Below are 24,150 nucleotides of genomic sequence, written 5' to 3' on the forward strand. Positions count from 1 at the left end.
CGGAACGACTGGTCGGCCGGTCCGCTTGAGTCCGAGAGCACGATCTTCGTCGGGTCATCGCTCCGCACCAGCTGATCATCGCCCGACCCCGGGGAACCCACCGGGGCCGGCCCGACCAGCAGACCTTCGGGTGCAAGTCCCGAACGGGCACCAACTGATCCCTGACTACCAGCGACCAAGGAGGTGAAGAGCAATGATCCTCACGCCCGAGGAATACGAGGAATACGTCGTGCAGGGCCGGGTCAGCGCCGGCGTGCATGCGCTTCAGATCAAGTTGATCGACCGCCTGTACACCGCCTCCGGCGAGCCGAAGCCTGACCATCAGGACGGCCTGGTCAAGGAGGTCTACACCGCTCTGGAGACCCTGCCTGCCGACACCCGCTACGACCCCATCGCGGCAGGGCGAGTCCGGGGCCGGCCCACCGGCCCGGTCACGCGGATCTCGTCCAAGACGGTGGTGAACCGCGGGCAGTCAGCGGCCTGCCCAGGCGTGAGCACGAAAACCAGCGGCAACCCCGCGCTATCGGCCACGGCATGGATCTTGCTGCTCAGTCCGCCTCGGGATCGGCCGAGCGCGGCCGCCTCCGCCCGAGCTTCACGGCGTCGCCGGATGGCGGCGCGATCGTCCGCCTGTGGCGCGTCGGCATCGGGCGGGGCCTGCGGCGCGTCACCCGCAGCACCGGCGGCTGCTCGGGAAGCGGAGCCCCCTTTTCCTCGGTCAGCGCCTGCTCCAACGCGTCCAGGGTTTCCCCGGCGACCGCCGGCCCGGCCGAGTCCTGATGCGCCCGCACGATCGTGGAGTCCACGCTGACCAGTTCCAGCCCGACCTGTCCTCGCGATGCGGCCTCGGCGATCAGCGCGTCCATCAGGCCCTGGAACACGCCGGCTTTGGCCCAGGAGTTGAACCGGGAGTAGACGGTGGACCAAGACCCGTAGCGTTTCGGGACGTCACGCCAGCTGGACCCGGTGCGAAACCACCACAAGATCCCGTTGAACTGGTCGCGCACCCGCCGTGGCAGCGGTCCGGTCGCCGCCAGCGGCAGCTGCGGCTCGATCAAAGCCCACTCGGCATCGGTCACATCAAAGCGCGCCACATCCGAGTTCTACCAATCACGGCAGCTAACCACCGATCCTCATCTAGATCCGAACTTCAAACAGCTTCTAGAGCCATCGTTCCCGGGCGGCGTGCCAGGCGAGCTGCATCCTGGTCTGCGCGCCGGCGAGCTCCATGATGTGCGACAGGCGGCGCTGCACGGTCCGCTGGCTGAGCCCGAGCTGGCTGGCGATCGACTTGTCCGGCACCCCGGCGACCAGCAGCGACAGCAGGTACAGGTCGTCGGAGTTCAGCGGGCAGGGATGGGTTCCCTCGGTGAGGACGCCGTCCTCGGCGATCCGCAGCGGCGTCGCCCGGTCCCAGTAGCTCTCGAACAGCGCGATCAGCACCTCCAGCAGCTCGCCGCCCCGTATCAGCGCGGCCGTCGGCTCCGACGTCCCGGCATGCCGTACCAGCGGCATCAGGCCGATCTCCCGGTCCACGACCATCAGCCGGACCGGCAGCCGGGGCAGGGCTCGGGCGCTCTCCCCCAGCTTGACGCCATAGGCCACGTTGGCCTGCATCCCCGGTTCCTCCAGCAGGTCGCGCTCGTAGATCACCCGGTAGACCACCCCGCGGCGCAGCGCGTCGAGCTCCGCGTCGTTCTCGGTCGCGTGCATCACGATCGCGCGTCCCCGGCAGAAGCAGAGGACCTCCTCGCGGGCGTTCTCCTGCAGGTGTTCGAGCTGCTCTCGCATCGCGATCCGGTTGGGGAGCACCTCGACGAGCCGGTCGGCGTCGCGGCGGCGGGCGTTGCCCCGGTGTTCCTCGGCCAGTTGCTCCACCTCGCGCCGCGCCCAGTCGAGCGACTGCTGCTGGCGCAGCAGCCGGGCGCCCAGCACGATGTCGGGGGCCACCGCGGTGAAACGCCGCTCCGCCGGGGCGGCCGGCTCCGGGACGGCCGGCCGGACCAGGCCTCTGGCCTCCATCGACCGCAGCGCCGCCTCGGCTGTCGCGACGTCGAGCCCCAGCTCGCCGACCAGGTCGGTGACGCCGGCCTCGGCTGCCGTGACCAGGAACCGGTAGACGCGTTCCTCCAGCGGATCCAGCCCGACCGTTTCCAACATGTCGCAATAATGCCATCCGAAACACGCATAACGGGCGCAACTTCACCGCACCCTGTCAAGGCCGCCATGGTGAGCGGAGGCACGGGGAACATCCCGCACCCGTTCGGGCGGCGGTCCGCCGCCGGCCGTCCCGGCCCGCCCGGCACCGCGGACCCGGCCCCGTCCTGGCGGCGAGGCCGGAGCAAGCGACATTTCCCAATATTTCTCTGATTGAGGAGAAATGATCGCGGCACCTCCGACATGAGTGGGTGCACACGACCCCATCACCGAGGAGGCCGCCGTGGGAACCGCCCATGGGTGACGACCGAAAAATCCTGTTCGAGAGGGTTTATCTCGATACTTATGGCCAGATCCTCGGCTACGCGATGCGCCGCTGCGACTCTCCGGAAGACGCGGCGGACGTGGTGGCCGAGACGTTCGAGATCGCGTGGCGGAAGGTCGACGACCTGCCGTCCGGCGAGCAGGCCAGGCTCTGGCTGTACGGCGTGGCCCGCAACGTCCTCGCCAACCATCGCCGGGGCCGGCTCCGCCGCCACACCCACCAGACGGCGCTGCGCGAGGACATCGCCGATCGCTATGCCCGGACGCCCTCGCCCGAAGAACACGTGGAACGCGGCGCGATAGGCCGCGTGTTCCGTGAGCTGTCCGACGACGATCGCGAGCTGCTGTCGCTCGTCGTCTGGGAGGGCCTGGACGCCGGGGAGATCGCACGCGTCCTGGGCGGCTCCCGCAACGCCGTACGCATCCGGCTGCACCGTGCCCGCAGGCGCTTCTCGCGCGGGCTGGCGGCGGAGGGCGTCGAATCCATTCCGATGAGCCGGGACGTGCGGCTCACGACGGGGAGGCCACTGTGAGGAACATCCATGAGCCGCTGGACCGGCTGGCCCGCGTCCACGACGGCGAACTGACCGATCAGGTGTCTGCCGCGGGGGCGCAGGCACTGCTCGCCTCGATCGTCGCCGGCCCTGGCGCGACCACCACCGCTGTCACCGCGCCGTCACCGTGGCGGCTGCGGATGCCGCGCCTGGTGGCCGGGGCGCTCGCGGCCGGCGCGCTCGTCATCGGTGTCATCGTCGGCCCCGGTGTGCTCGGAGACGAGAGCGCCACGAGCTACGCGAACTCCGCCATCGCCATCGAACTGGACGGCGACCAGTACGTGGCCCGCATCAAGGACCCGCTCGCCGACCACGCGAAGTACACCGAGGCGTTCCACGCGGTCGGCCTGGACATCGATCTCCGCCTGGTGCCCGCCTCGCCGACCGCAGTGGGGAAGTTCCTGAGCGTCAGGTGGAGCAAATCCTCCGGTGCCGGACCTGCCCGCTCCGCCTCGGGCGGCTCCCTCCCCACCCTGAAGTTCACCCCCGAGAACTGCGGCGAGCCGAACCAGGCCGGCTGCGAGCTGACGATGCGGGTCCCCGCCGACTACACCGGCAACATGAGCCTCTCGCTGGGGCGCCGGGCAGAGCCGGGAGAGGAGTACAAGAATCCCGACTGGGCCACCGCACCCGGTGAGATGTTCGGCGGGGTGCAGCTGCAGGACGGCCGCCCGGTGGACGCCATGCTGGCCGAGGCCCGCAGGCGCGACCTGACCGTGGAGTTCAGCCGCATCCGGCCGGACGCCGAGACCGGCGCCCTGTCCTTCGAGCCGCTCTCCGCGGACCAGGTGCGAGGCGACTGGACCGTCTGGCACGCCTGGCAGGTGAAGGCCGGCGTCATCCGGCTGCTCGTGACACCCGAGCGCCTGCCGGAGAACCCGTTCGAGAAGGGAGCGCGCCCCCCCTCCTGACCTCGCGGGCGAGCACGGCCGCCGCGCGCGTCACGGGCGGCGGCCGTCCAGGTCGGGCGCGCACCGCCGGACACGGATCTCGCCCACCACACGGGCGGGAGCCGTACCGCCGCCCCGGTCACCGGTGCGGCCGGTCGCCCGGCTCGCCGTGGGCACCGGTGCGGCCGTCACTCCGCCGACAGGACCAGGCCGCTGGTGGGCACGCCGGTCCCGGCGGTGACCAGGACGTTGCGGACCCCGGCGACCTGGTTCACCGAGGTACCCCGGATCTGCCGGACGGCCTCGGCGATGCCGTTCATGCCGTGGATGTAGGCCTCGCCGAGCTGGCCGCCGTGCGGGTTGACCGGCAGGCGGCCGTCGATCTCGATGCCGCCGCCGGCCACGAAGTCACGCGCCTCACCCCGGCCGCAGAAGCCGAGCTCCTCCAGCTGGGTCAGCACGAACGGGGTGAAGTGGTCGTACAGGATGGCGGTCTGGATGTCGGCGGGCCCCAGGCCGGACTGCTCCCAGAGCCGGCGGCCGACCACCCCCATCTCCGGCAGGCCGGTCATCTCGTCGCGGTAGTAGCTGGTCATCATCAGCTGGCCGGCGCCGGCGCCCTGGGCCGCGGCGCTGATCAGCGCGGGCGACCTGCGCAGGTCCCTGGCCCGCTCGGCGGAGGTGACCACCAGGGCGACCGCGCCGTCGCTCTCCTGGCAGCAGTCGAGCAGGTGCAGCGGCTCGACGATCCACTTGGAGGCCTGGTGCTCCTCCAGCGTGATCGGGCGGCCGTGGAACCACGCGGCGGGGTTGGTGGCCGCGTGCCGTCGCATGGCCACGGCCACCCGGCCGAAGTCCTCGGACGTCACGCCGTAGGCGTGCATGTAGCGCCGGGCGAACATGGCGACCCAGGCCGCCGGGGTCATCAGCCCGTACGGCACGTGCCAGCTCATCTCAAGGCCCTGCGACGAGGGCTCGCCGCCGATCCGGGCGTCGGGCTGGCCGAACCTGCGCCCCGAGCGCTCGTTGAACGCGCGGTAGCAGACCACGGTCTCGGCGACCCCGGTGGCGACCGCCATCGCCGCGTGCAGCACGGTGCCGCACGCCGCGCCGCCGCCGTAGTGCACGCGGGAGAAGAACGTCAGATCGCCGATGCCCACCTCGCGGGCCACGGCGATCTCCTGGTTGGTGTCCTGGGTGTAGGTCACCAGCCCGTCCACGTCCGCGGGGCTCAGGCCCGCGTCGTCCAGCGCCGCGAACACCGCCTCGGCGGCGAGCTGGAGCTCGGACCGCCCTGACTGCTTGGAGAACTCGGTCGCGCCGATGCCGGCGACAGCCGTACTCCCCGGAAGGGAGACCACGGTGATGGGTGCCTTTCTTCGGATGGAGCGCGCGGAGGCCGCGGTCAGCGGTCGGGGAGGGCGAACCGGACGGTGCCGGAGGCGTGGTCGCCGAGGCTGACCTTGCCCCGGACCTCCACGGCGAACTCGCCGTTCTCGCAGGCGACGACGGCGCCGGTGAAGGTCAGCGTGTCACCCGCGTAGGCGGGGACGCCGAGCTTGACGTTGATGCCGCGGATCAGCGCCTCGGGGCCCGCCCAGTCGGTGACGTAGCGCTCGACGAGGCCCATCGTGGTCAGGATGTTGAGGAAGATGTCCTTGGAACCCTGGGCTCTGGCGCGTCCGGCGTCGTGGTGGACCGGGGTGAAGTCCATCGTCGCCAGCGCCGTCGAGACGATCGCGGTGGGAGTCAGCTCGATCACGAGATCGGGGAGGACGGATCCGATCTCGACCTGGTCTTCGGTAAGCGTCCGCATCACGACTCCTGGGGGACCCACATCGGCAGGATCAGCTCGTCGTCCATCTGGCGATACGTCACACGCAACTGCATACCGATACCCACTTCTTCAGGGGGACAGTCCACAACATTGCCCACGATCCGCACACCTTCCGGCAGCTCCACCACTGCGACCACAAAGGGGGTGCTCCGCCCCGGGACCGGCGGGTTGTGGTGCACGACGTAGCTGTAGACCTCACCCGCGCCGCTCGCCACGACGTGCGTCCGCTCGACCGAACGGCACGACGGGCAGACCGGCCCCGGGGGATGCCGGAGCTCACCGCAGTCGGCGCATTTCTGGATCCGGAGCTCGCCTCTGCCGACACCTTCCCAGAAGAACGCGGTGTCCCTGTTGATCGCGGGCTTCAGCGGGTACGGCTCGCGCGCCTCGGGCTTGGTTTTCCGCTCCCGGGGGCGAAATTTCAGTACCCGGAACAGCATGTCGGCCACGGGTTCGTCCTGCGAGTACCACGTGATGTTCCAGGTGACGAAGTAGCCCTCGCCGAGCGCCGTCTTCTTCGGCCCGGAGAGCCCGGCGAACCGGGTGGCCGGGACCAGCCGCTCGCCGAGCCTCAGGTAGCGGTGGTAGGTCTGCTCGCAGTTGGTCGCGACCACCCCGGTGTAGCCGTTGCCGTCCAGCGCCCGGAGCACGTCGTCGACCGGGGTGGTCGCCTGCCTGCCGTCCCTGTCCATGCCGGGCATGGTCCAGACCTGGATCATCGCCGGAGGCGCCACCACCTCCCCGTGCACGCTGCCCGCCGCGGCCTCCGCGTCGGTGTAGACCGGGTTGGCGTCCCCCATGGCCGCGGCCCAGTGCCGGATCATCGGGAGGTTCACCGGGTCCGCCGCCGCGACGCCCCGGACCTCGCCGACCGCGATCTGCCGCTCGGCCAGGGCCATGAGCCGGTCGTGGAGGTCCGCCTCCGCCGTCGCGGTCATCGGGGCGGCCTCGGCAGGCTCAGGCCGAGCATGGCGATCAGCTCGCGCTGGACCTCGTTGACACCGCCGCCGAAGGTGAGCACGATCGCGCCCTTGACGCCGTGGTCGAGGCGGTCGACGAAGTCGGCCGTCGCCGGGTCGGCCGGGTCGCCGAAGCGGGCCAGGACGTCGCCGACGATCCTGCCGACCTCCTGCATCCGCTCCGAGCCGTAGATCTTGGTGGCCGAGGCGTCGGGGGCGCCCAGCCAGCCCAGGTCCATGTTGGCCGCGACCTGCCAGTTCAGCAGCTCGTTGGTCCGGAAGTAGGCGTAGACCCGGCCGAGCGCCCGCCGTACGGCGGGTTCCTCGATCAGGCCGGTGTCACGCGCCCAGCGAAGGAAGCGGTCGTAGGTGTGGGCGATGTTGCCCGCCGGGCCCAGCGTGACCCGTTCGTGGTTGAGCTGGTTGACGATCAGGTCCCAGCCCTTGTTCTCCTCCCCCACCACCATGTCCACCGGCACGCGCACGTCGGCGTAGTAGGTGGAGTTGGTGTGGTGGCGCCCGTCCATGGTGGTGATCGGGGTCCACGAGAAGCCGGGGTCGGCGCAGTCGACGATCATCATCGTGATGCCGCGGTGTTTTTTGGCCGCCGGGTCGGTCCGGGCGGCCAGCCAGATGTACTGGGAGTAGTGCGCCCCCGACGTGAAGATCTTCTGGCCGTTGACGACGTAGTGGTCGCCGTCGCGGACCGCGGTGGTGCGCAGGGACGCCAGGTCGGTGCCCGCTCCGGGCTCGCTGTAGCCGATCGCGAAGTGGCACTCCCCCGCCAGGATGCGCGGCAGGAAGAACTCCTTCTGCGCCGCCGTGCCGTACTGCATGAGGGTGGGGCCGACGGTCTGCACCGTGATGATCGGGTAGGGCACCTCGGCACGGGCGATCTCGTTGGCGAAGATCTGCTGCTCCAGCGGGCCGTACCCGCCGCCGCCGTACTCCTTCGGCCAGCCCAGCCCGAGCTTGCCGTCGCGGCCGAGGTTGCGGCAGTGCTCCATGTAGGCCTGGCCGAACGGGTCGGTGGAGATCTTCTTGCGGTCCTCGGCGGTCAGGCAGCCCCGGAAGTAGTCGCGCAGCTCGTCGCGGAGCCGTCTCTGCTCGGGGGTCAGGTCGATCAGCATCAGACGAGCGCTCCGATCGTGTCGAGCCGGGCCTCCACGCCGCCCAGCAGGTGGGCGTGGTGCTTGCCCCAGGCGAAGTAGCGGTGCAGCGGGTAGGTCACGTCCAGGCCGATCCCGCCGTGCAGGTGCTGGCAGGTGTAGAGCGCCTTGAGCACCGGGTCCGTCACCGTGAGGGCCGCGACCGCCAGGTCCGTCTCGGCCTCCTCGGCCGATCCCTCGGCCAGCCGCCACGCCCCGGACCACACGGCCACGTCCAGCGCGCGGCCGGCGATGTAGACGTCGGCGATCTGCACGGTCACCGCCTGGAACTCGGCCAGCGCCCGGTCGAACTGCCTGCGGGTCCTGATGTACTCCGTGGTCAGCGCCAGTGCCCCGGCCAGCACGCCGGAGGAGACGGCGACGATCCCGGCCAGCGCCAGCCGCCGCAGCCCGGCGAACGCCTCGCCGTCCCGCGCGCCCACCGGCTCGCCCGGGGCGCCGTCCAGCGTGAGCGTGGCGGCGGGTTCGCCGGTGGAGACCTGCTCCGCCCGCACGGTCATCGCCTCCGGGGCGACCAGGAACAGCCCGACTCCCTCGTCGGTGGTGGCCGGGACGAGGACCTTCGACGTCTGGGCCGCGTACGACACCGTGCTCTTGCGCCCGTGCAGCACCCATCCGCCGCCCTCCTCGCGGGCGGTCGCGGTCGGTGCGGCACCGAGGTCGCGGCCCGGCTCGCGCAGCGCGGAGGCCAGCACGAGGCCGCCCTCGGCCAGGGGGGCCAGCGCCTCGCGCTGCTCGCGGGAGCCGTACCGGGCGATGGCCAGCGCGGTGACCAGGCTCTGCTGGACGGGGACCGGGGCCACATGCGCGCCGATCTCCCGCAGGACGACCGCCAGCCCCACCGGCCCGAGACCGGCGCCGCCCGCCTCCTCCGGGAGGCAGGCGCCCAGCAGCCCGGCCTGGGCCAGGGAGCGCCACAGCTTCGCGTCGTACGGCGCGCCGCTCGCCTCGTGGGCTTCGAGCCTGCTGGATGTCACCTCGCGGCCGAGCAGCTCGGCCGCGAGGTCGCGCAGGTCACTCTGCGTCTCGTCAAGGTTGAAGTCCACTAGCGCTCCAGGGGATGCGGCCGGCCGTGCCGGACGAACTCGTCGTCGATCTCGGTGATGTCGTCGGGGGTCAGCGGCCGCCATCCCCGCTGCCCCGGGGGGCGCCACCAGACGGGGTCGCCGGTGTGCCAGGCCTCCTTGGCGAGGATCCGCTTGACGACCTTGTGCGAGGCGGTCTGCGGCAACTCCTTACATATGCGGATATATCGGGGTACGGCTTTCGGGCCGACGTCCCTCCGGCCGGCCAGGAAGCCCTCGAAGGCCGCCTGGTCGAAGCCGTTCTCCAGCACCAGGGCCGCCATGACCTGGTCGCCCGCCGCCGCGTCCGGCACCGGGTAGACGGCCGCCTCGACCACGCCGGGGAACTCGCGGACGACCGCCTCGATCGGCGCGACCGCCAGGTTCTCCCCGTCCACGCGGAGCCGCTCGGTGCCCCGCCCGGCGAAGAACACGTAGCCCCGGGAGTCGGCGTAGGCCAGGTCGCCCGACCAGAACACGCCCTCCCTGATCCGCTCGCGGTCGCCCTCGGGGTCGTTGTAGTAGCCGTCGAACAGGCCCGGCCCCCCGGTGTTGACCAGCTCCCCGATCGCCTCGTCCCCGTTGAGCAGCCGCCCGTCCTCGATGACCGCGGCCGGGCACCTCCGCCCGCCGGCGGGGTCGCGGATCTCGACGCCGTCGGGCAGCCTGCCCAGGCAGCCGCTCGGCCCCGCCGGGTCGGGGGTGATCGCGATCGCGGTCTCGGTGGACCCGAACGCGTCGATGACGTGGCAGCCGAACCGTTCCCCGAACCTGCGGACCGCGGTGGCGCTCCCCTCGTTGCCGAAGGCGATCCTGAGCGTGTTGTCCCGGTCGCCGGGCTCCTGCGGGGTGGACAGGACGTAGGAGAGCGCCTTGCCGACGTAGTGCAGATACGTGACCCCGTAGCGCCTGACGTCGGCCATCAGCCCGGACGCGGAGAACCTGCGCCGGATCACCAGCGCCGCCCCGGACGCCACCGCCGGCGCGTACGCCGCCATGACGGCCCCGGAGTGGAACAGCGGCATGGAGCAGTAGACGACGTCCTCCGGCGAGAGCATCGCCGCCAGGCTGACGCCCGGGACGGCGATCTTCCGCTGCGTGACCCGCACCGCCCGGGGCCGGCCCGACGTCCCCGAGGTGAAGATCAGCATGACCAGCCCGTCTCCGGTGTCGCGCTCGGCGGGCGGGGCCGCGTCCCGGAGTCCGGCGACCTCCTCCGCCAGCTCCGCGTACGGCGGTTCGTGGACGATGAGGTCCACGTGGGTCGCGTCCGCGTCGCGGGCGAGCTCGGCGGCGCTCCTGGTCGTGTTCAGCGCGACGAGCACATGGCCGGACAGGGCGGCACCGCCCAGCAGGAAGAGCATCTCGGGAACGTTGTCGGACAGCACCCCGACGTGCGCGGCCCGGCCCAGGGCGTCCATCCGGGCGCCCCTGATCCGGCACTCCGCGACGTACTCACGCCAGCTCCACGCCTGGTCCTCGAAGAACAGACCGGGCCGATCGTCCCCGGCACGCCGCTCCAGCAGCTCCGCCAACGTCTCCCCGGACATCACGCCTCCCAGCAATGAAGCTCAGGCCAGCAGTTCCGAAAAGTAGAACACATTCTATTATTTGTCCAGGGGCGAGCGGCCGCAATAAGCCACGGCATACCGCCTTAACACATATCCGGTGCACGGACGGGGCGACTTTGTGACCGGCGAGTAACCCATCGGAGTATCCGGAAATCAGATAACGTGTTCTCATGCGTACCCCGCATGTGACCATCGAGGCGCCGGTCGCCTCGCGCCTCCCCGGCCCGCCGCCCCCGAGCGCCGCCGGACCGGCCAAGACCAAGGGGGCACCCGGCGTGCAGAGCGAATCGGCGTCCACCGGCGTCCGCACGAGAAGCCAGCACCAGCGGCGCAAGCGCATCGTCCAGGCGGCCGCCGCCCTCGCCTCGCGCGGCGGCGTCGAGGCCATGCAGATGCGCACCGTCGCCGAGCGTGCGGGAGTCGCCCTCGGCACCCTCTACCGCTACTTCCCCTCCAAGATGGATCTGGTCGTCGCCGTCGTCGGCGAGGAGATCGACCTCCTGGAGAGCAGCATCGAGCGCCGCCCGCCCGGTGCCACCACACCCCCGGGCCGCGCCGTCGACGTCCTGATGCGCGCCACCCGCGGCCTGATGCGCGAGCCCGAGCTCGCCGACGCCCTCATCCGCTCGCTGATCCTGGCCGAGGTGGACACCCCCTTCGGGGACCGCATGGCGGGCCTGCTGCTCCGCGTCGCCGGAGACGGCCTCACCGCCGAGACCGCCACCGAGGAGCAGTTCGCCCTCGCGGACTCGCTGGCCAGCGTCTGGGTGCACGAGCTGCTGGAGATGCTCCGCGGCCGCCGCACGTACGAGCAGATCCAGCGCCGCATCGAGATCGCCGCCACCCGCCTGCTCGTCGATTTCCAGCCTCCTCCTTCCGCCTGAAATTAGAACGCGTTACAGTCACAGTCGGAAGACGACCAGAGCGACGTTCTAGAGCGACGCGCCGAGGGGCCGGCCCGCGGACGCCGGCCCCAGGCCGCCGGGCGAGGGGATCGTATGGGTGCAGTGATCGTCGAAGCCGTGAGAACCCCGATCGGCAGGCGTAACGGCTGGCTGGCGGGGCTGAAGCCGCAGGCGGTGCTCGCGGCGGCCCTGAACGGCCTGGTGGACAGGGCGGGGATCGACCCGGCGATCGTGGGCCAGGTCTTCGCCGGCTGCGTCACCCAGGCGGGCGAGCAGGGCGGGCACGTGGGCCGGCACGCCTGGCTCTACGCCGGCCTGCCGTACCAGACGGGCGTGACCACGATCGACGCGCAGTGCGGCTCCTCCCAGCAGGCCGTCCACCTGGTCGCCGCCCTCATACAGTCGGGGGTCATCGACGTCGGCATCGCCTGCGGCGTCGAGGTGATGAGCCGCGCCCCGCTCGGCAGCAACGTGCTCCCGGCCAGGCCCCGGCCCGACGACTGGGCCGTCGACCTGCCCGACCAGTTCACCGCCGCCGAGCGGATCGCCCAGCGGCGCGGGCTGACCCGCGAGCGGCTCGACCGGTTCGGCGCCCGGTCCCAGCGGCTGGCCGCCGGGGCGTGGGCCGAGGGCCGGTTCGACCGGGAGATCGTCAAGGTGACCGCGCCGGTCCTCGGCGAGGACGGGCAGCCGACCGGCGAGAGCCGCACCGTCGACAGGGACCAGGGGCTGCGCGAGACGACCGTCGAGGGGCTGGCCCGGCTCAAGCCGGTGACGGGCGACAGCGGCCTGCACACCGCGGGCACCGCCTCGCAGATCTCCGACGGCGCGGCGGCGGTGCTGCTGATGAGCGAGGAGGCCGCCACCCGGCACGGCCTGCGCCCCCGGGCCCGCATCCTCGCCCAGGCCCTGGTCGGCTCCGAGCCCTACTACCACCTGGACGGGCCGGTGGACGCGACCGCCAAGGTCCTGGCCGCCACGGGCATGACTGTCGCGGACATCGACCGGTTCGAGGTGAACGAGGCGTTCGCCTCGGTCGTCCTCTCCTGGGCGTCGGTGCACGAGCCGGACATGGACCGGGTCAACACCGGCGGCGGCGCCATCGCCCTCGGCCATCCGGTCGGCGCCACCGGTTCCCGGCTGATCACCACCGCCCTGCACGAGCTGGAGAGGTCGGATTCGTCCACCGCGCTGGTGACGATGTGCGCGGGCGGGGCGCTCGCCACCGCGACCGTCCTCGAACGACTGTAGGAGCAAGGAGCACCGTTTGAAATCCCGCCGCAGGCCGTACAGCGAGCAGCGTCCGATCGACGTCGGCGGCGGGGTGTGGAGCGTGCCCGTCCCGATCCCCGGCAACCCGCTCGGCTACACCCTGGTCTACGCGATCGAGTCCCCCGCCGGGCCGGTGCTGGTCGACGCGGGCTGGAACCACCCGGAGGCCTGGCTGGCGCTGCGGGACGGGCTGGCCTCCGCCGGCATGGACGTCCGCGAGGTCCGGGGGGTGGTGGTCACCCACTTCCACCCGGACCACGCCGGGCTGGCCGGCCAGGTCCGGGAGGAGTCCGGGGCCTGGATCGCCATGCACGAGGCCGACGCCGCGCTGGTCAAGCTCATGCGGAGCTTCGGGGACGGCGCGCAACGCGACTTCCAGGCCGACATGCTGCGCCGGGCGGGGGCCGCCAAGGTCGAGGTGGAGGAGGTGACGGCGGAGCGGTCGCGCCCGCCCGCGCTGCCCGACCGGACGCTCCACGACGGCGACCTGGTCGACCTGCCCGGACGCGGGCTCCGCACGGTCTGGACCCCCGGCCACACCCCGGGCCACATCTGCCTGCACCTGGAGGACACCGGCCGGCTCTTCACCGGCGACCACGTGCTGCCGGCCATCACCCCGCACATCGGCCTCTATCCCTACGACCGCGCCGACGTGGATCCGCTCAGCGACTTCCTGGACTCGCTGGCGAAGGTGGCGGACCTGGGCATGCTTGAAGCCCTGCCCGCCCATGAATGGATATTTCAAGACACTGCCACCCGGGCGACGGAGATCCACACCCATCACGAGGAGAAGCTCGTACGGCTGGCCGCCCTGCTGGCCGAGGCCGGGGAGCCCCTCACCATCTGGGAGACCGCCGGCCGGATGACCTGGAACCGCCCCTGGGAGGAGCTCCCCGCGACGCTGCGGGGCATGGCCGCCGGCGAGGCCGCGGCCCATCTGCGCACCTTGGAGGTCCGAGGTGTGATCCGCCGCGTACCCGGGGTGGAACCGGTCCGCTACGCCCTACACTCTTAGACATCCGATGTCTGAGGGACCCGAGGATGGTGAAGCGTGGCGGTCACCGACGCCGCTATCGACAAGATCAAGCAGATGATCCTCTCGGGCGAGCTCGCCCCGGGCAGCAGGCTGCCGAAGGAGGCCGACCTGGCCGAGCGGCTCGGGCTGTCACGCAACTCCCTGCGTGAGGCCGTCCGCGCCCTGGCCCTGATCAACGTGCTGGACGTGCGCCAGGGCGACGGCACCTACGTGACCAGCCTGGAGCCCCGGCTCCTGCTGGACGCGATGTCGTTCGTGGTGGACTTCCACCAGGACGACACCGTGCTGCAGTTCTTCCAGGTCCGGCGGATCCTGGAACCGGCGGCGACCGCGATGGCGGCGACGCGGATGAGCGAGTCCGAGGTCGCCGAGCTGCGCAAGATCCTCGCCGAGCTGCCCGCCGACCCGAGCGTCGAACAGCTCGTCGCCAACGACCTGGAGTTCCACCAGCACATCGCGGCGGGCTCGGGCAACGCGGTGCTGTGCTCCCTCATAGAGAGCCTGTCGGGCCCCACCACCAGGGCTCGGATCTGGCGGGGCCTGACCCAGGAGAACGCGCTGGAGAAGACCCGCGAGCAGCACGCCGCGATCTGCGACGCCATCGCCTCCCGGCAGCCCGAGGTCGCCCGCGCCTGGGCGACGGTCCACATCGCCGGCGTCGAGGAGTGGCTCCGCAGCGCTCTCGCCTGAGCCATTCGCGCATCAGGAAAGATCACAAAGTCGTACTCTTGGGGCGGACCGGTCCTGCGACCACGAGGATGACCCGATGCAGCCACTCGACGGAGCCGATCTCAGGGTGGTCGCCGCCCTCCAGGTCAACGGGCGGGCCACCTGGGACCGGATCGGCCGGGTGCTGGCGGAGCCCACCCGCAACGTGGCTCGGCGGGCGACCCGGCTGATGGATTCGGGCGTGCTCTCGGTGATCGGGCTGCTCGACGACCGGCGGCTCAGCTCGGCCGCGCTCCGGCTGCGCTGCCGCCCCGGATCGGCGATCGAGGTGGGGACGGCCCTCACCGAGCTGCCGCAGACCCGCTCCGTCGCGCTGGTCTCGGGCTCGGTGGACTGCGCGGCGGAGCTCTCCGTGGCCGACGAGTCGCTGGTGGACCTGCTCTTCCGGGACATCCCGGCGATCGACGGAGTGCTGGAGAGCACCGCCTACCCGGCGCTGAAATACTTCAGCACGCCCCTCGACTGGCACCTCGGCGTGCTCACCCCGCAGGAGGTCGAGGGGCTGCGCGAGCAGTACGCCCCGCCGGAGCATTCCCCGCGCGGGGCCGAGGAGCCCTCCGCCGAGGACGGACGGATCATCGCGGCGGTGGTCACCGACGGCCGCGCCACCCACGCCGAGGTCGCGGCGGCCACCGGGATCAGCGAGTCGACGGCCCGCCGCCGCCTGGACTCCCTGCTCCGCAGGGGCGTCCTGCGCATCCGGGCCGAGATCGAGCCCGCCTACCTGGGGCTGCCGGCCGAAGCCGTGCTCTGGCTGCGGGTGGCCGAGAACGAGGTGGAGGCCGTGGGCCACACGCTGGCCGCCCGCCCGGAGGTCAGATACGCGGTGGCCGTGGCCGGCGACCACCAGCTGGTGGCGCAGGTCGCCATGCCCGGCCGGCCGGAGCTGTACGGGTTCCTCCGGGAGATCGGCGGGCTGCCGGGCATCCGGGCCATCGAGACGACCATGATGCTCCGGTCGCTCAAGCGCGGCTTCATGATCAAGCGAGCCGGCCGGGTGGAGCGCTGGGCCGGGCCCATCGCCTCTTCGTGACGCCCAGCGCGGCGGCCATGCAGGCCACGGGGATCGCGGGCAGCAGTGGCGGTGTCGAAGTCCAGTGCGGCGACAGGCGCGACGAGCAGGAATACGGCCGTCGCCCACGGCAGCGGCACCGCCCGCCGCTCGCCCCGGCCCACTCGGGCGGACCCTCCACCCGGACTCACCCGGGCGGCACGGCCGTCCGCGCCGGGCCTGCCCGGATGGCCGTCTCTCAGAGGACCCAGGCCGGCAGGACCTTGTCGCCGTCGGGGATGGCGCAGTCCGCCGAGACCCGGGTGTCGTCGATCACGTAGGCGCGCATGCCCGCGAGGGCGACGACGATGGCGGCGAGGCCGGCCGCCGGGTCCGAGGTCAGACGGCGCGGCACGTCGGCCGGGATGACGAGGGTGTCGCCCGGCCCGATGGTGAGCTTCTCGCCGTCGAGCTCGACGGTCGCGCCGCCGTCCAGCACGGTCCACACCTGCTCGGTGTCGATGGCGTGCAGCGGGCCCGCCTGGCCGGGGCGCATGTCGACGCGCCAGACGGCCTGCCCCGAACCTCCCTGGGTCGGTGAGGCGAGCGTGGTCATGACGGCGTTGGGCGTCTCGGTCCGGCGGCTTTCCGCATGGCGGATGACAGTCATCGCGTAATCCCCTAAATTAGACAACGTGGTTGCCGAAATAGTGAACCAGGTTGTCTATCGTGTCAAGTGACCCTCCCGGATTCGAGCTGCCGCTCCGACTGTTCCTCGGCTTCCGCGTCCTCATCGACGAACTCCACGCCGAGCTGGCCCGGCAGGGCCATCCGGACATGCGGCCGATGCACGGCTTCGTCTTCCAGGCGATCGGCGTCGACGGCACGACGGCGGCCGAGCTCGGCCGCCGCCTGGGGGTGTCCAAACAGGCGGCGGGCAAGACCGTCGACGCGCTGGAGCGGCTCGGCTACGTGGAGCGCGGCTCCGACCCGCACGACGCGCGGCGCAAGGTCGTACGGCTCACCGAGCACGGCGTCGACTCCCTGGTGCGCTCGGCCCGCATCTTCGACGAGCTGCGGGCCCGCTGGGCCGAGACGCTCGGTGAGGAGCGGCTGCGCGCGCTGGAGGCCGACCTGCGCAAGGTCACCCCGCCGGATACCTTCCCGCTCGATGTCCCCGGCTGGTTCGGCGGCCACTGACCGGCGGTCGCCCGGGGCCGCCTCCATGCAGGCAGGCCCGGGGGCACCTCCGTGCGGGCGGGCCCGGGGCGCCTCCGTGCGGGCAGGCCCGGCCGGCTCAGCCGGCGATCGCAGGCCCATGAGGGGCGACGCCCCTTCACGCCGGAGCGGCCGGCCCTCCCTCAAGCCCCAGACTGCGGGTGAGGTCGCGCAGTTCGTCGAGGTATACCCGGCCCGCGTCCCTCGTCTGGCCGCGCAGGTGGCCGTAGACCTCAAGGGCGACCAGGCCGTGCATGCGGCCCCAGACGCGTAGTGCCAGCGCCACCGCCGCGGGAGGCAGTCCAGGAAACTCCGCACGGACCAGGCCCGTCAGGATCGGATCGAAGTCGGTCCAGTCGTATCCGCCCGGCTGCCGGGCCACCGCCTGCGGCCAGGCCGCGGCCACCAGGCCGGTGAGACCCGCGCAGGCGCGGTGCGCGGCCTCGGCGGCTGCCCCGCCCTCCGGCGCCTGGTAGCCGGGGACCGGGTCCCCGTAGATGAGCCGGAAGCCCTCGGGATTGGCCAGGGCCCACTCCCGCAACGTCTGCCCCCAGGCCAGGATCCGGCCCGCCGCGTCGTCGGCGGGCACGGCGTCGCGCGCCGCCTCCACCCTGTCGACCAGCGAGGTGTAGACGTCCGTGATCAGCGCGCTGACCAGCGTGTCGCGGGTCTCGTAGTAGCCGTAGATGGCTCCCGCCGTCATGCCCATCTCACGGGCGATGGCCCGCAGCGTGATGGCGTCGGGCCCACCCTCGGCCATCAGCCCGAGCGCGACCGTCTTGATTTCGGCGGCCGTCTCCGCTCGCAGGCGTTCCCGGCGGCTCGGCGTTGAGACTCCCATGGTTGACACTTTACAGGGTTGCGGTACCGTACGGCGTGTTCCAGCTTAATGCCGTGTAGTAAATGTTCGGCATGCAGAGAAAGCTCGACGCGTGAATGCGAAACGACTGATCCTCCTGGCGTTCTCCCAACTGATCGTCGCCCTCGACTACAACATCGTTTATGTCGCGCTCCCCGATATCGGGCGTGAGCTCGGCTTCTCCCCCCAGAGCCTCCAATGGGTCGTCAGCGGCTACGCCATCGGGTTCGGCGGCTTCCTGCTGCTCGGTGGCCGTGCGGTCGACCGGCTCGGCGCGCGGCGCATGCTCGTCCTCGGCCTCGCGCTCTACGGCATCTCGTCGCTGGCCGGGGGGCTCGCCGCCGGTCCGGGCCTGCTCGTGGCCGCCCGCGCGGTCCAGGGACTGGGCGGCGCACTGCTCGCCCCCGCGACCCTGGCACTGATCTACTCCGGCTTCGCCGAAGGGCCGGCGCGCAACCGGGCGCTCGGCGCCTGGGGAACCGCGGGCAGCGCCGGCCTGGCCGCGGGTGCGCTGCTCGGTGGCGTGCTCACCGCGACGTGGGGCTGGCAGTGGGTCTTCTACGTCAATGTCCCGCTGGCGCTCGTCGCGATCATCGCGGCGCTGCGGCTGCTGCCCCCCGACCCGTCACGCGGGCACGGCGGCTTCGACGCGCTGGGCGCGCTGCTGGCCACCGCCGGCTCGACGCTGATGGTGCTCGGCCTCGTCAGCGGCCCCGAGGCGGGCTGGACCACACTCCGCGGCCTGGGCTCCCTGGCCGCCGGGGTCGTCCTGATCGGAGCCTTCCTCCTGGTCGAGGCCCGCGCCCGGGAACCACTCGCCCCGCCGCGCCTGCTCGGCGACCGCAACCTGGCCACCTCGATGCTGGTGATCCTGTTCTTCCAGAGCGCGCTCGGCGGCGGCTACTACCTGCTCACGATGTATCTGCAGCCCGTGCTCGGCTACAGCGCCCTGCAGGCCGGTCTGGCCTTCCTGCCGCTGACGCTGCTGTCCATGGTCGCCGCCGGCCGGCTCGCACCCGCCCTGCTGGGACGGTGGGGAGTGCGGACCACCCTGATCGCCGGAATGCTGGGCAGCGGCGTCGGAATGGCCGCCCTCTACGCGGGCATGTCGGCGGACGGCTCCTTCTGGGCGCTCATGCCCGGCACCGTGATCTGGGGCCTGTCGGGCGGCTTCACCTTCGTCGCCATGTTCGCGGCGGCCGGGTCCGGCATCGCCCCGACAGAACAGGGCGTCGCCTCGGGGCTGGCGACCACGGCCCAGCAGATCGGCGGGGCCATCGGCCTGGCCGTCATCATCGCGGTGGCCAACGCGGGCGAGCCGGGAGTCGGCAGCCTGCGTACGGCCGGCTGGGTGGCGGCCGCGGCCTCCATCGCGGGCGCCCTCATCGCACTCACCCTCAAGCGGCGGCCGACCGCCGCCGCGCAGGAGACGACCACCACCTCCATGGAAGGGATCAACAGGTGAACCGCACCGACCTCGCACAGAAGTACATCGAGATCTGGAACGAGAGGGACGCCGGCCGCCGCCGATCCGCGATCGACGCGGTCCTCACCGAGGACAGCGTCTACAGCGACCCCGACTGGGAGGCGGTCGAGGGCCGCGACGACATCGACACCATGATCGGCCGGGCCCGGGAGAAGTTCGGCGACCTCGCCTTCAGCCTTGGCGAGGTGATCAACGAGCGCCACGACCTCATGCTGTTCACCTGGCGCCTCGGGCGGCCCGGCGAGCCGCCGGTGGCCACCGGCTACGACGTCGTCCGTTTCGAGAAGGGGTCGATCCGCCGGATCGACGGCTTCTTCGTCTGATCACGCCTGCGTGGCAGTGGCGGCCGGCCGGCTGCCGCCCCGTTCAGCCGGAGATCAGGTCCTCAGCCGCCAGTTCGGCCCAGAGGTCGTCGGGGACGGGCCGGGCGGTCAGGGCGGCGTTGCGGGCGACCTCGGCGGCGGACCTGGCGCCGACGACCACCGAGGCGACCGCCGGGTGGCGCAGCGGGAAGGCCAGCGCCGCCTGGGGCAGGGTGGCGCCGTGGCTCTCGCACACGGCCGCGATGCGGCGGGCGCGGGCGAGCAGCGGCGCGGGAGCCGGGGCGTAGTCGTAGGTGCCCGACGGGTCGTGGGTGGCCAGCAGGCCGCTGTTGAACACCCCGGCGGCGACCACCGAGACGCCCCGCTCCTGGCAGAGCGGCAGCAGCTCCTCCTCCCCCGACTGGTCGAGAAGGGTGTGGCGGCCGGCCAGCATGACCATGTCCACGCCGGTCTCGCGGACGAACCGGGCGAGCATCTCCGACTGGTTCATGCCGACCCCGACGGCCTTGACGACCCCCTGGTCGCGCAGCTCGGCCAGGGCCGGGTAGGCCTCGGAGACGGCCTGCTCCCAGTGGTCGTCCGGGTCGTGGATGAGCACGATGTCGACCGCGTCGAGACCGAGCCGGAGCAGGCTCTCCTCCAGCGACCGCCGTACGCCGTCACGGGAGAAGTCCCACACCCGGCGGAGGTCGGCGGGGACGTCGAACCCCTGGTCGTCCCGGCCGGCGGGGCCGCCGGTGGGCGCCGGCACGAGCAGGCGGCCGACCTTGGTGGACAGGGCGTAGGAGTCACGGGGCCGCCCTGCCAGGGCGGCGCCGAGCCGCCGTTCCGACAGGCCGAGCCCGTAGTGGGGCGCGGTGTCGAAGAGGCGGAACCCGGCGTCGTAGGCGGCGTCCACCGCCGCACCGGCCTCGGCGTCGCTCACGGCGGTGAAGAGGTTGCCGATGGGGGCGGCGCCGAAGCCGTACTTGCTCACGGAGAGGGTCATAGCCGTCAATCCTGCGCCTTGCCGTAGTCCCCGGGGGAGGGGGTGGTGGTCGATCCTGCGCCTTGCCGTACCCGGCCGGGAGCGATCCCCGCCCCCGCGCCCTGCCGGACCCGCCCGGGAGCGGGTACGGCCGTCGTCAATCCTGTGCCTTGCCGCCGGCGAGGCGGCTGATCATCAGGGCGATCAGGATGATCGAGCCGTAGACGAGCTGCTTCCACTCGCCGGGGACGCCCTTCAGCGTCAGGATGTTCTCGACGAGACCGATCACCAGGACACCGGTGAGGGCGCCGAGGATCGTGCCCTTTCCGCCGTCCATGCTGACCCCGCCGATGACCGCGGCGGCGAAGGCCATGAAGATCCAGCCGACGCCCTGGTTGGCGCTGATGCCGCCCAGGCGGCCGGTCTCCAGCACTCCGGCGAGCGCGGCGATCACGCCGCCGATGATGAAGACGATCCACACGACCCGCTCGACCCGGATGCCCGCGGCACGGGCGGCGTCGGCGTTGCCGCCGATGGCGTAGAGCGAGCGCCCGGCCCGGAAGTAGCCGAGCGCGACGATGGCCGCGGCGAAGAGCAGACCGGTGATCCAGATGGCCGCCGGGATGCCCAGCCAGGTGGCGCTGCCGAGGTAGAGGAACGACTCGGGCAGCTCGAACAGGCTCTTGCCCTGGGTGAGGCCGAGCTGGAGACCGTGGACGACGATCATCATCGCCAGGGTGACGATGAAGGCCGAGAGCTGGAACCGCATGATCAGGAAGCCGTTGAAGGCGCCGACCAGCCCGCCGATCAGCAGGCAGAGCGGGATCGCCAGGATCCCGGGGAGCTCCAGGCCGAACCCGCCGGCCGCGACCGGGATGACCAGCATCACGCCGACGGCGGGGGCCATGCCGACCGTGGACTCCAGCGACAGGTCGAACTTGCCGGCGATGAGGATCAACGCCTCGGCGAGCACCACCAGCGCCAGGGCCGACTGCTGCTGGAGGACGTTGGTCAGGTTGCCGGGGGTGAGGAAGACCGGGTCCACGAACGACCCGGCGATCAGCAGCACGATGATCACCGGGACCAGCGTGAGGTCCCGGAACCGCCCGAGCTGGATCCGCCGGCCCTGTGCGGGCAGGTTCGCCACGGGCGTCGTCTTTGTAGTGGCCATCAGTGTTCGATACCTTCCATCGCCGCCACCAGCTCGCTGTCGGTCCAGCCGCGGGGCACGTCCTTCACGACCTTGCCGTGAAACATGACCAGGACCCGGTCGCAGATCCGCAGGTCGTCGAGTTCGTCGGAGACCAGTACGGCTCCGGTCCCCTGGGCCGCCGCGTCCTCCACGGCGCCGAGGAGCGAGTGCTTGGCCTTCACGTCCACACCGGCGGTCGGGTTGATGACCACGAGCGCCCGGGGGTCGTCCGCGAGCGCCCTCGCCAGCACGACCTTCTGCGCGTTGCCGCCGGACAGGTCGGCCACCGGCTGGTCGGGTCCGGTCGTCTTGATGTCCAGCTCGGCGATCATCCGGGCACCGCGCTCACGCCGTCTCGCCGGGGAGATCATTCCGTACCGGCCGAGCTTGCCCGCGATCGGGATGGTGGCGTTCTCCGCGATCGACAGCAGCGGCACGAAGCCCTGGTGGTGCCGGTCCTGGGGAACGAAGCCGAGACCCGCGGCGAGCACGGAGGGCACGTCTCCCGGCTTGACCTCGGTACCGTTGACGGTCACCGTGCCGGTGTCGGCCCGGCGGAGGCCGACCAGCGTCTCGGCCAGGCCGACCTTGCCGCTGCTGCCGGAGCCGGCCAGGCCGACGATCTCCCCGGACCTGATGGCCAGGTCCACGTCCTCGTAGCGGCCGGCGAGGCTGAGCCCCCGGGCGGCCAGGACGACGGGGGCGGAGGCGTCGGCCGTACGGGAGCGGTATTCGTAGGCGGCGGTGGCCTCGCCGGTCATCGCGTCGACCAGCTGGGCGTGCGGGAGGTCGCCGACCGTGGTGGTGACGATGTGCCGGGCGTCGCGGAAGACCGAGACGCTCTGGCAGATCTCGTACACCTCATCCAGGTGGTGCGAGATGAACATCATCGTCACACCCTGTTCCCGGAGGGAGCGCATCCGGTCGAAGAGCCGCTGGATGGCCGGGCCGTCGAGCTGGGCGGTGGGCTCGTCCAGGATGATGAACCGGGCGCCGAACGACAGCGCCCGGGCGATCTCCAGAAGCTGGCGCTGCTCGACGCTCAGGTCTCCGGCGAGGCCGTCGGCGTCCACGTCCACGCCGTACTGCTCCAGGAGCTGCCTGGCCCGCGCGCGCAGGCCGCGCCACCTGATCGCGCCCCGGTCGGTCTGCCGGTTCAGGAAGAGGTTCTCCGCGACGGTGAGCGTGGGGATGATCGTCGACTTCTGGTAGACGCACGCGACGCGCTGCCGCCAGGCGTCCCGGTCGGCCAGCGGCGGCGCGGGCTCCCCGCCGAAGCGGACCTCGCCCTCGTCGGGGCGCTGGAGCCCGGTCAGGATCGACACCAGCGTGGACTTGCCCGCGCCGTTCCGGCCGACCAGCGCGTGCGTCTCCCCCTCGGTGATGGCGATCCCGGCACCGTTGAGCGCGATGGTCGGGCCGAAGCGCTTGGTGATACCAAGCGCTTCAACAGCTTTAACGGAAGATGTCATCACTTGACCTGGTTGCCCCAGAGGCTCTTGTCGTCCACGTTCTCCTTGGTCACCAGCGGGGCGGGAAGCTGGTCCTCAAGGCCGTTCGGCAGCTGGACGATCGTGCTGTCGTGGTCGGTCGGGCCCGGCTGGAAGGTCTTGCCCTCGATCGCGGCCTTGGCGTAGAAGAGCGCGTACTTGGCGTACAGGTCGGCCGGCTGGGAGAGCGTGGCGTCGATCTCACCCTTGCGGATCGCCTCGAACTCCTGCGGGATCCCGTCGTTGGAGATCACGAAGACGTGCTTGGGGTCCTCCGGCGGCGCGATCAGGCCCTTGGCCTTGAGCACCTGCAGGGTCGGGGCCAGGTGGACGCCTCCGGCGTGCATGTAGATGCCCTTGACGTCCGGGTGCTGCTGGAGGCGGGTCTGCAGCATCGAGGCGGCCTTGGTGCCGTCCCACTCGGTCGGCTCCTCGAAGACCGTGATGCCGGGGAACTTCTCCTTCATGCACGCGCCGAACGCCTCGGCCCTGTCCCTGCCGTTGATCGAGGACAGCGCGCCCATGAGCTGGACGACCTTGCCCTTGCCCCCCAGCTTCTCGCCGAGGAACTCGCACGCCTTGGTGCCGTAGGCCTTGTTGTCGGCCCGCACGACCATGAAGACCTTGCCCTTGTCGGGGCGGGTGTCCACCGAGACGACCGGGATGTTCTTGTTCTCCAGGGTCTGCAGCGTGGAGGCGATGGCGCCAGTGTCCTGCGGGGCCATGATGATCGCCTTGGCGCCCTGGCCCATCATCGCCTGGGTGTTGGCGACCAGCTTGGCCACGTCGTTCTGCGAGTTGGTCGGCGGCATCAGGTCGACGCCCAGCTCGCCGGCGAGCTGCGGGACGTACTTGTTGTAGGAGTTCCAGAAGTCGGAGTCGGCGCGCGGGAAGTCGATCCCGACCTTGCCGCCCTTGGCCCCGGCGTCGGCCGCGGGCTTGGCGCTGCTGTCCGCGCCGGTGGTCTCCGACGAGCCGCATGCCGAGACGGTGAGAGCGAGCGCGAGCAGTGCCGCGCCCGTCGCCGCAGTTCCGAGTTTCATACCGTTGCCTCGATTCGAAACCATGTGGGGGGTGAATTATTGCCAGACCGATATATCGTTCGGCGTCCGGCCGCCGGACAGGGGACTCCGCCCGGTCAGGCCACGCCGTGCCGT

Annotated in this window: 24 protein-coding genes and 1 pseudogene; 10 read left to right on the forward strand and 15 right to left on the reverse strand. The window is 71.6% G+C overall.

Features of this window, described 5'->3' with window-relative positions:
• Positions 1 to 471 precede the first annotated feature (471 nt).
• The 3 genes and pseudogenes from SROS_RS53550 to SROS_RS39515 all read right to left on the reverse strand — a co-directional run.
• A pseudogene (locus tag SROS_RS53550) lies at positions 472 to 588 on the reverse strand (IS5-like element IS711 family transposase); the annotation flags it as partial.
• Entirely contained in the window at positions 549 to 1,094 is a 546-nt protein-coding gene (locus tag SROS_RS39510) for an IS5 family transposase (protein ID WP_043653876.1), read from the reverse strand. The gene SROS_RS39510 and the pseudogene SROS_RS53550, both read right to left, overlap by 40 nt.
• A 67-nt stretch (positions 1,095 to 1,161) precedes the next feature.
• Positions 1,162 to 2,160, reverse strand: coding sequence for a helix-turn-helix domain-containing protein (locus SROS_RS39515; protein WP_012894571.1), 999 nt, complete (start codon positions 2,158 to 2,160; stop codon positions 1,162 to 1,164).
• Between the two features lie 293 nt (positions 2,161 to 2,453).
• Between SROS_RS39515 and SROS_RS39520 the strand changes: the two genes are divergently transcribed.
• Both SROS_RS39520 and SROS_RS39525 read left to right on the forward strand, forming a co-directional pair.
• Complete coding sequence (locus tag SROS_RS39520; RefSeq protein WP_012894572.1) at positions 2,454 to 3,014, forward strand: RNA polymerase sigma factor; 561 nt, start codon at positions 2,454 to 2,456, stop codon at positions 3,012 to 3,014.
• The gene (locus SROS_RS39525) at positions 3,011 to 3,946 is read left to right on the forward strand and encodes a hypothetical protein (RefSeq protein ID WP_012894573.1); all 936 of its coding nucleotides are present in this window, start codon (positions 3,011 to 3,013) and stop codon (positions 3,944 to 3,946) included. Before SROS_RS39520 ends, SROS_RS39525 begins: the two co-directional genes overlap by 4 nt.
• A 167-nt stretch (positions 3,947 to 4,113) precedes the next feature.
• Here the strand turns inward: SROS_RS39525 and SROS_RS39530 are convergent, their stop codons facing one another.
• From SROS_RS39530 to SROS_RS39555, 6 genes are read right to left on the reverse strand one after another with little or no spacing between them, the layout of a single operon-like run.
• The gene (locus SROS_RS39530) at positions 4,114 to 5,286 is read right to left on the reverse strand and encodes a lipid-transfer protein (RefSeq protein WP_012894574.1); all 1,173 of its coding nucleotides are present in this window, start codon (positions 5,284 to 5,286) and stop codon (positions 4,114 to 4,116) included.
• A 44-nt stretch (positions 5,287 to 5,330) separates the two neighbouring features.
• Positions 5,331 to 5,741 (reverse strand): MaoC/PaaZ C-terminal domain-containing protein, encoded by a 411-nt coding sequence (locus SROS_RS39535; RefSeq protein ID WP_012894575.1) that lies wholly within the window; start codon positions 5,739 to 5,741, stop codon positions 5,331 to 5,333.
• Positions 5,741 to 6,700: a bifunctional MaoC family dehydratase N-terminal/OB-fold nucleic acid binding domain-containing protein gene (locus tag SROS_RS39540; protein ID WP_012894576.1), complete on the reverse strand. Its 960-nt coding sequence runs from the start codon at positions 6,698 to 6,700 to the stop codon at positions 5,741 to 5,743. The genes SROS_RS39535 and SROS_RS39540 overlap by 1 nt, the downstream gene beginning before the upstream one ends.
• A complete protein-coding gene (locus SROS_RS39545; RefSeq protein WP_012894577.1) occupies positions 6,697 to 7,851 on the reverse strand; it encodes an acyl-CoA dehydrogenase family protein in 1,155 nt (384 codons plus the stop codon). Before SROS_RS39545 ends, SROS_RS39540 begins: the two co-directional genes overlap by 4 nt.
• The gene (locus SROS_RS39550; protein ID WP_012894578.1) at positions 7,851 to 8,936 is read right to left on the reverse strand and encodes an acyl-CoA dehydrogenase family protein; all 1,086 of its coding nucleotides are present in this window, start codon (positions 8,934 to 8,936) and stop codon (positions 7,851 to 7,853) included. Before SROS_RS39550 ends, SROS_RS39545 begins: the two co-directional genes overlap by 1 nt.
• A complete protein-coding gene (locus SROS_RS39555; protein WP_012894579.1) occupies positions 8,936 to 10,504 on the reverse strand; it encodes a long-chain-fatty-acid--CoA ligase in 1,569 nt (522 codons plus the stop codon). The genes SROS_RS39550 and SROS_RS39555 overlap by 1 nt, the downstream gene beginning before the upstream one ends.
• 191 nt (positions 10,505 to 10,695) lie before the next feature.
• Between SROS_RS39555 and SROS_RS39560 the strand changes: the two genes are divergently transcribed.
• The 5 genes from SROS_RS39560 (at position 10,696) to SROS_RS39580 (ending at position 15,500) form a co-directional block, all read left to right on the forward strand.
• Entirely contained in the window at positions 10,696 to 11,409 is a 714-nt protein-coding gene (locus SROS_RS39560; protein ID WP_012894580.1) for a TetR family transcriptional regulator, read from the forward strand.
• A 114-nt stretch (positions 11,410 to 11,523) separates the two neighbouring features.
• A complete protein-coding gene (locus SROS_RS39565) occupies positions 11,524 to 12,681 on the forward strand; it encodes a steroid 3-ketoacyl-CoA thiolase (protein ID WP_012894581.1) in 1,158 nt (385 codons plus the stop codon).
• A 16-nt stretch (positions 12,682 to 12,697) separates the two neighbouring features.
• Positions 12,698 to 13,717 carry an MBL fold metallo-hydrolase gene (locus SROS_RS39570; RefSeq protein ID WP_012894582.1) on the forward strand — a complete coding sequence of 340 codons (1,020 nt, stop codon included), beginning with the start codon at positions 12,698 to 12,700 and terminating at the stop codon, positions 13,715 to 13,717.
• A 36-nt stretch (positions 13,718 to 13,753) separates the two neighbouring features.
• On the forward strand, positions 13,754 to 14,428 hold the full coding sequence (locus tag SROS_RS39575) for a FadR/GntR family transcriptional regulator (RefSeq protein ID WP_012894583.1): 675 nt from the start codon (positions 13,754 to 13,756) through the stop codon (positions 14,426 to 14,428).
• Positions 14,429 to 14,504: 76 nt separating this feature from the next.
• Positions 14,505 to 15,500: an Lrp/AsnC family transcriptional regulator gene (locus SROS_RS39580; protein WP_012894584.1), complete on the forward strand. Its 996-nt coding sequence runs from the start codon at positions 14,505 to 14,507 to the stop codon at positions 15,498 to 15,500.
• 217 nt (positions 15,501 to 15,717) lie between these two features.
• On the opposite strand, the gene SROS_RS39585 is transcribed toward SROS_RS39580, so the two are convergent.
• The gene (locus tag SROS_RS39585; RefSeq protein ID WP_012894585.1) at positions 15,718 to 16,128 is read right to left on the reverse strand and encodes a cupin domain-containing protein; all 411 of its coding nucleotides are present in this window, start codon (positions 16,126 to 16,128) and stop codon (positions 15,718 to 15,720) included.
• A gap of 59 nt (positions 16,129 to 16,187) precedes the next feature.
• Here SROS_RS39585 and SROS_RS39590 point away from each other — a divergent pair, with 59 nt between their 5' ends.
• Positions 16,188 to 16,658 (forward strand): MarR family winged helix-turn-helix transcriptional regulator, encoded by a 471-nt coding sequence (locus SROS_RS39590; protein ID WP_012894586.1) that lies wholly within the window; start codon positions 16,188 to 16,190, stop codon positions 16,656 to 16,658.
• Positions 16,659 to 16,794: 136 nt separating this feature from the next.
• On the opposite strand, the gene SROS_RS39595 is transcribed toward SROS_RS39590, so the two are convergent.
• A complete protein-coding gene (locus SROS_RS39595; protein WP_012894587.1) occupies positions 16,795 to 17,517 on the reverse strand; it encodes a TetR/AcrR family transcriptional regulator in 723 nt (240 codons plus the stop codon).
• Positions 17,518 to 17,608: 91 nt separating this feature from the next.
• On the opposite strand from SROS_RS39595, the gene SROS_RS39600 reads away from it, so the two are divergent.
• Together SROS_RS39600 and SROS_RS39605 are read left to right on the forward strand one after the other, a co-directional pair.
• Positions 17,609 to 19,000 (forward strand): MFS transporter, encoded by a 1,392-nt coding sequence (locus SROS_RS39600; RefSeq protein ID WP_012894588.1) that lies wholly within the window; start codon positions 17,609 to 17,611, stop codon positions 18,998 to 19,000.
• Positions 18,997 to 19,344: a nuclear transport factor 2 family protein gene (locus SROS_RS39605; RefSeq protein WP_012894589.1), complete on the forward strand. Its 348-nt coding sequence runs from the start codon at positions 18,997 to 18,999 to the stop codon at positions 19,342 to 19,344. Before SROS_RS39600 ends, SROS_RS39605 begins: the two co-directional genes overlap by 4 nt.
• 43 nt (positions 19,345 to 19,387) lie before the next feature.
• Here SROS_RS39605 and SROS_RS39610 read toward each other — a convergent pair whose 3' ends face one another.
• From SROS_RS39610 to SROS_RS39625, 4 genes are all read right to left on the reverse strand, one after another.
• Positions 19,388 to 20,332, reverse strand: coding sequence for an aldo/keto reductase (locus tag SROS_RS39610; RefSeq protein ID WP_012894590.1), 945 nt, complete (start codon positions 20,330 to 20,332; stop codon positions 19,388 to 19,390).
• Between the two features lie 136 nt (positions 20,333 to 20,468).
• Entirely contained in the window at positions 20,469 to 21,482 is a 1,014-nt protein-coding gene (locus SROS_RS39615) for an ABC transporter permease (protein WP_012894591.1), read from the reverse strand.
• On the reverse strand, positions 21,482 to 22,975 hold the full coding sequence (locus SROS_RS39620; RefSeq protein ID WP_012894592.1) for a sugar ABC transporter ATP-binding protein: 1,494 nt from the start codon (positions 22,973 to 22,975) through the stop codon (positions 21,482 to 21,484). The genes SROS_RS39615 and SROS_RS39620 overlap by 1 nt, the downstream gene beginning before the upstream one ends.
• Positions 22,975 to 24,036: a sugar ABC transporter substrate-binding protein gene (locus SROS_RS39625; RefSeq protein ID WP_012894593.1), complete on the reverse strand. Its 1,062-nt coding sequence runs from the start codon at positions 24,034 to 24,036 to the stop codon at positions 22,975 to 22,977. Before SROS_RS39625 ends, SROS_RS39620 begins: the two co-directional genes overlap by 1 nt.
• Positions 24,037 to 24,150: the final 114 nt, after the last annotated feature.

The organism is Streptosporangium roseum DSM 43021 (assembly GCF_000024865.1).
Classification (GTDB): domain Bacteria; phylum Actinomycetota; class Actinomycetes; order Streptosporangiales; family Streptosporangiaceae; genus Streptosporangium; species Streptosporangium roseum.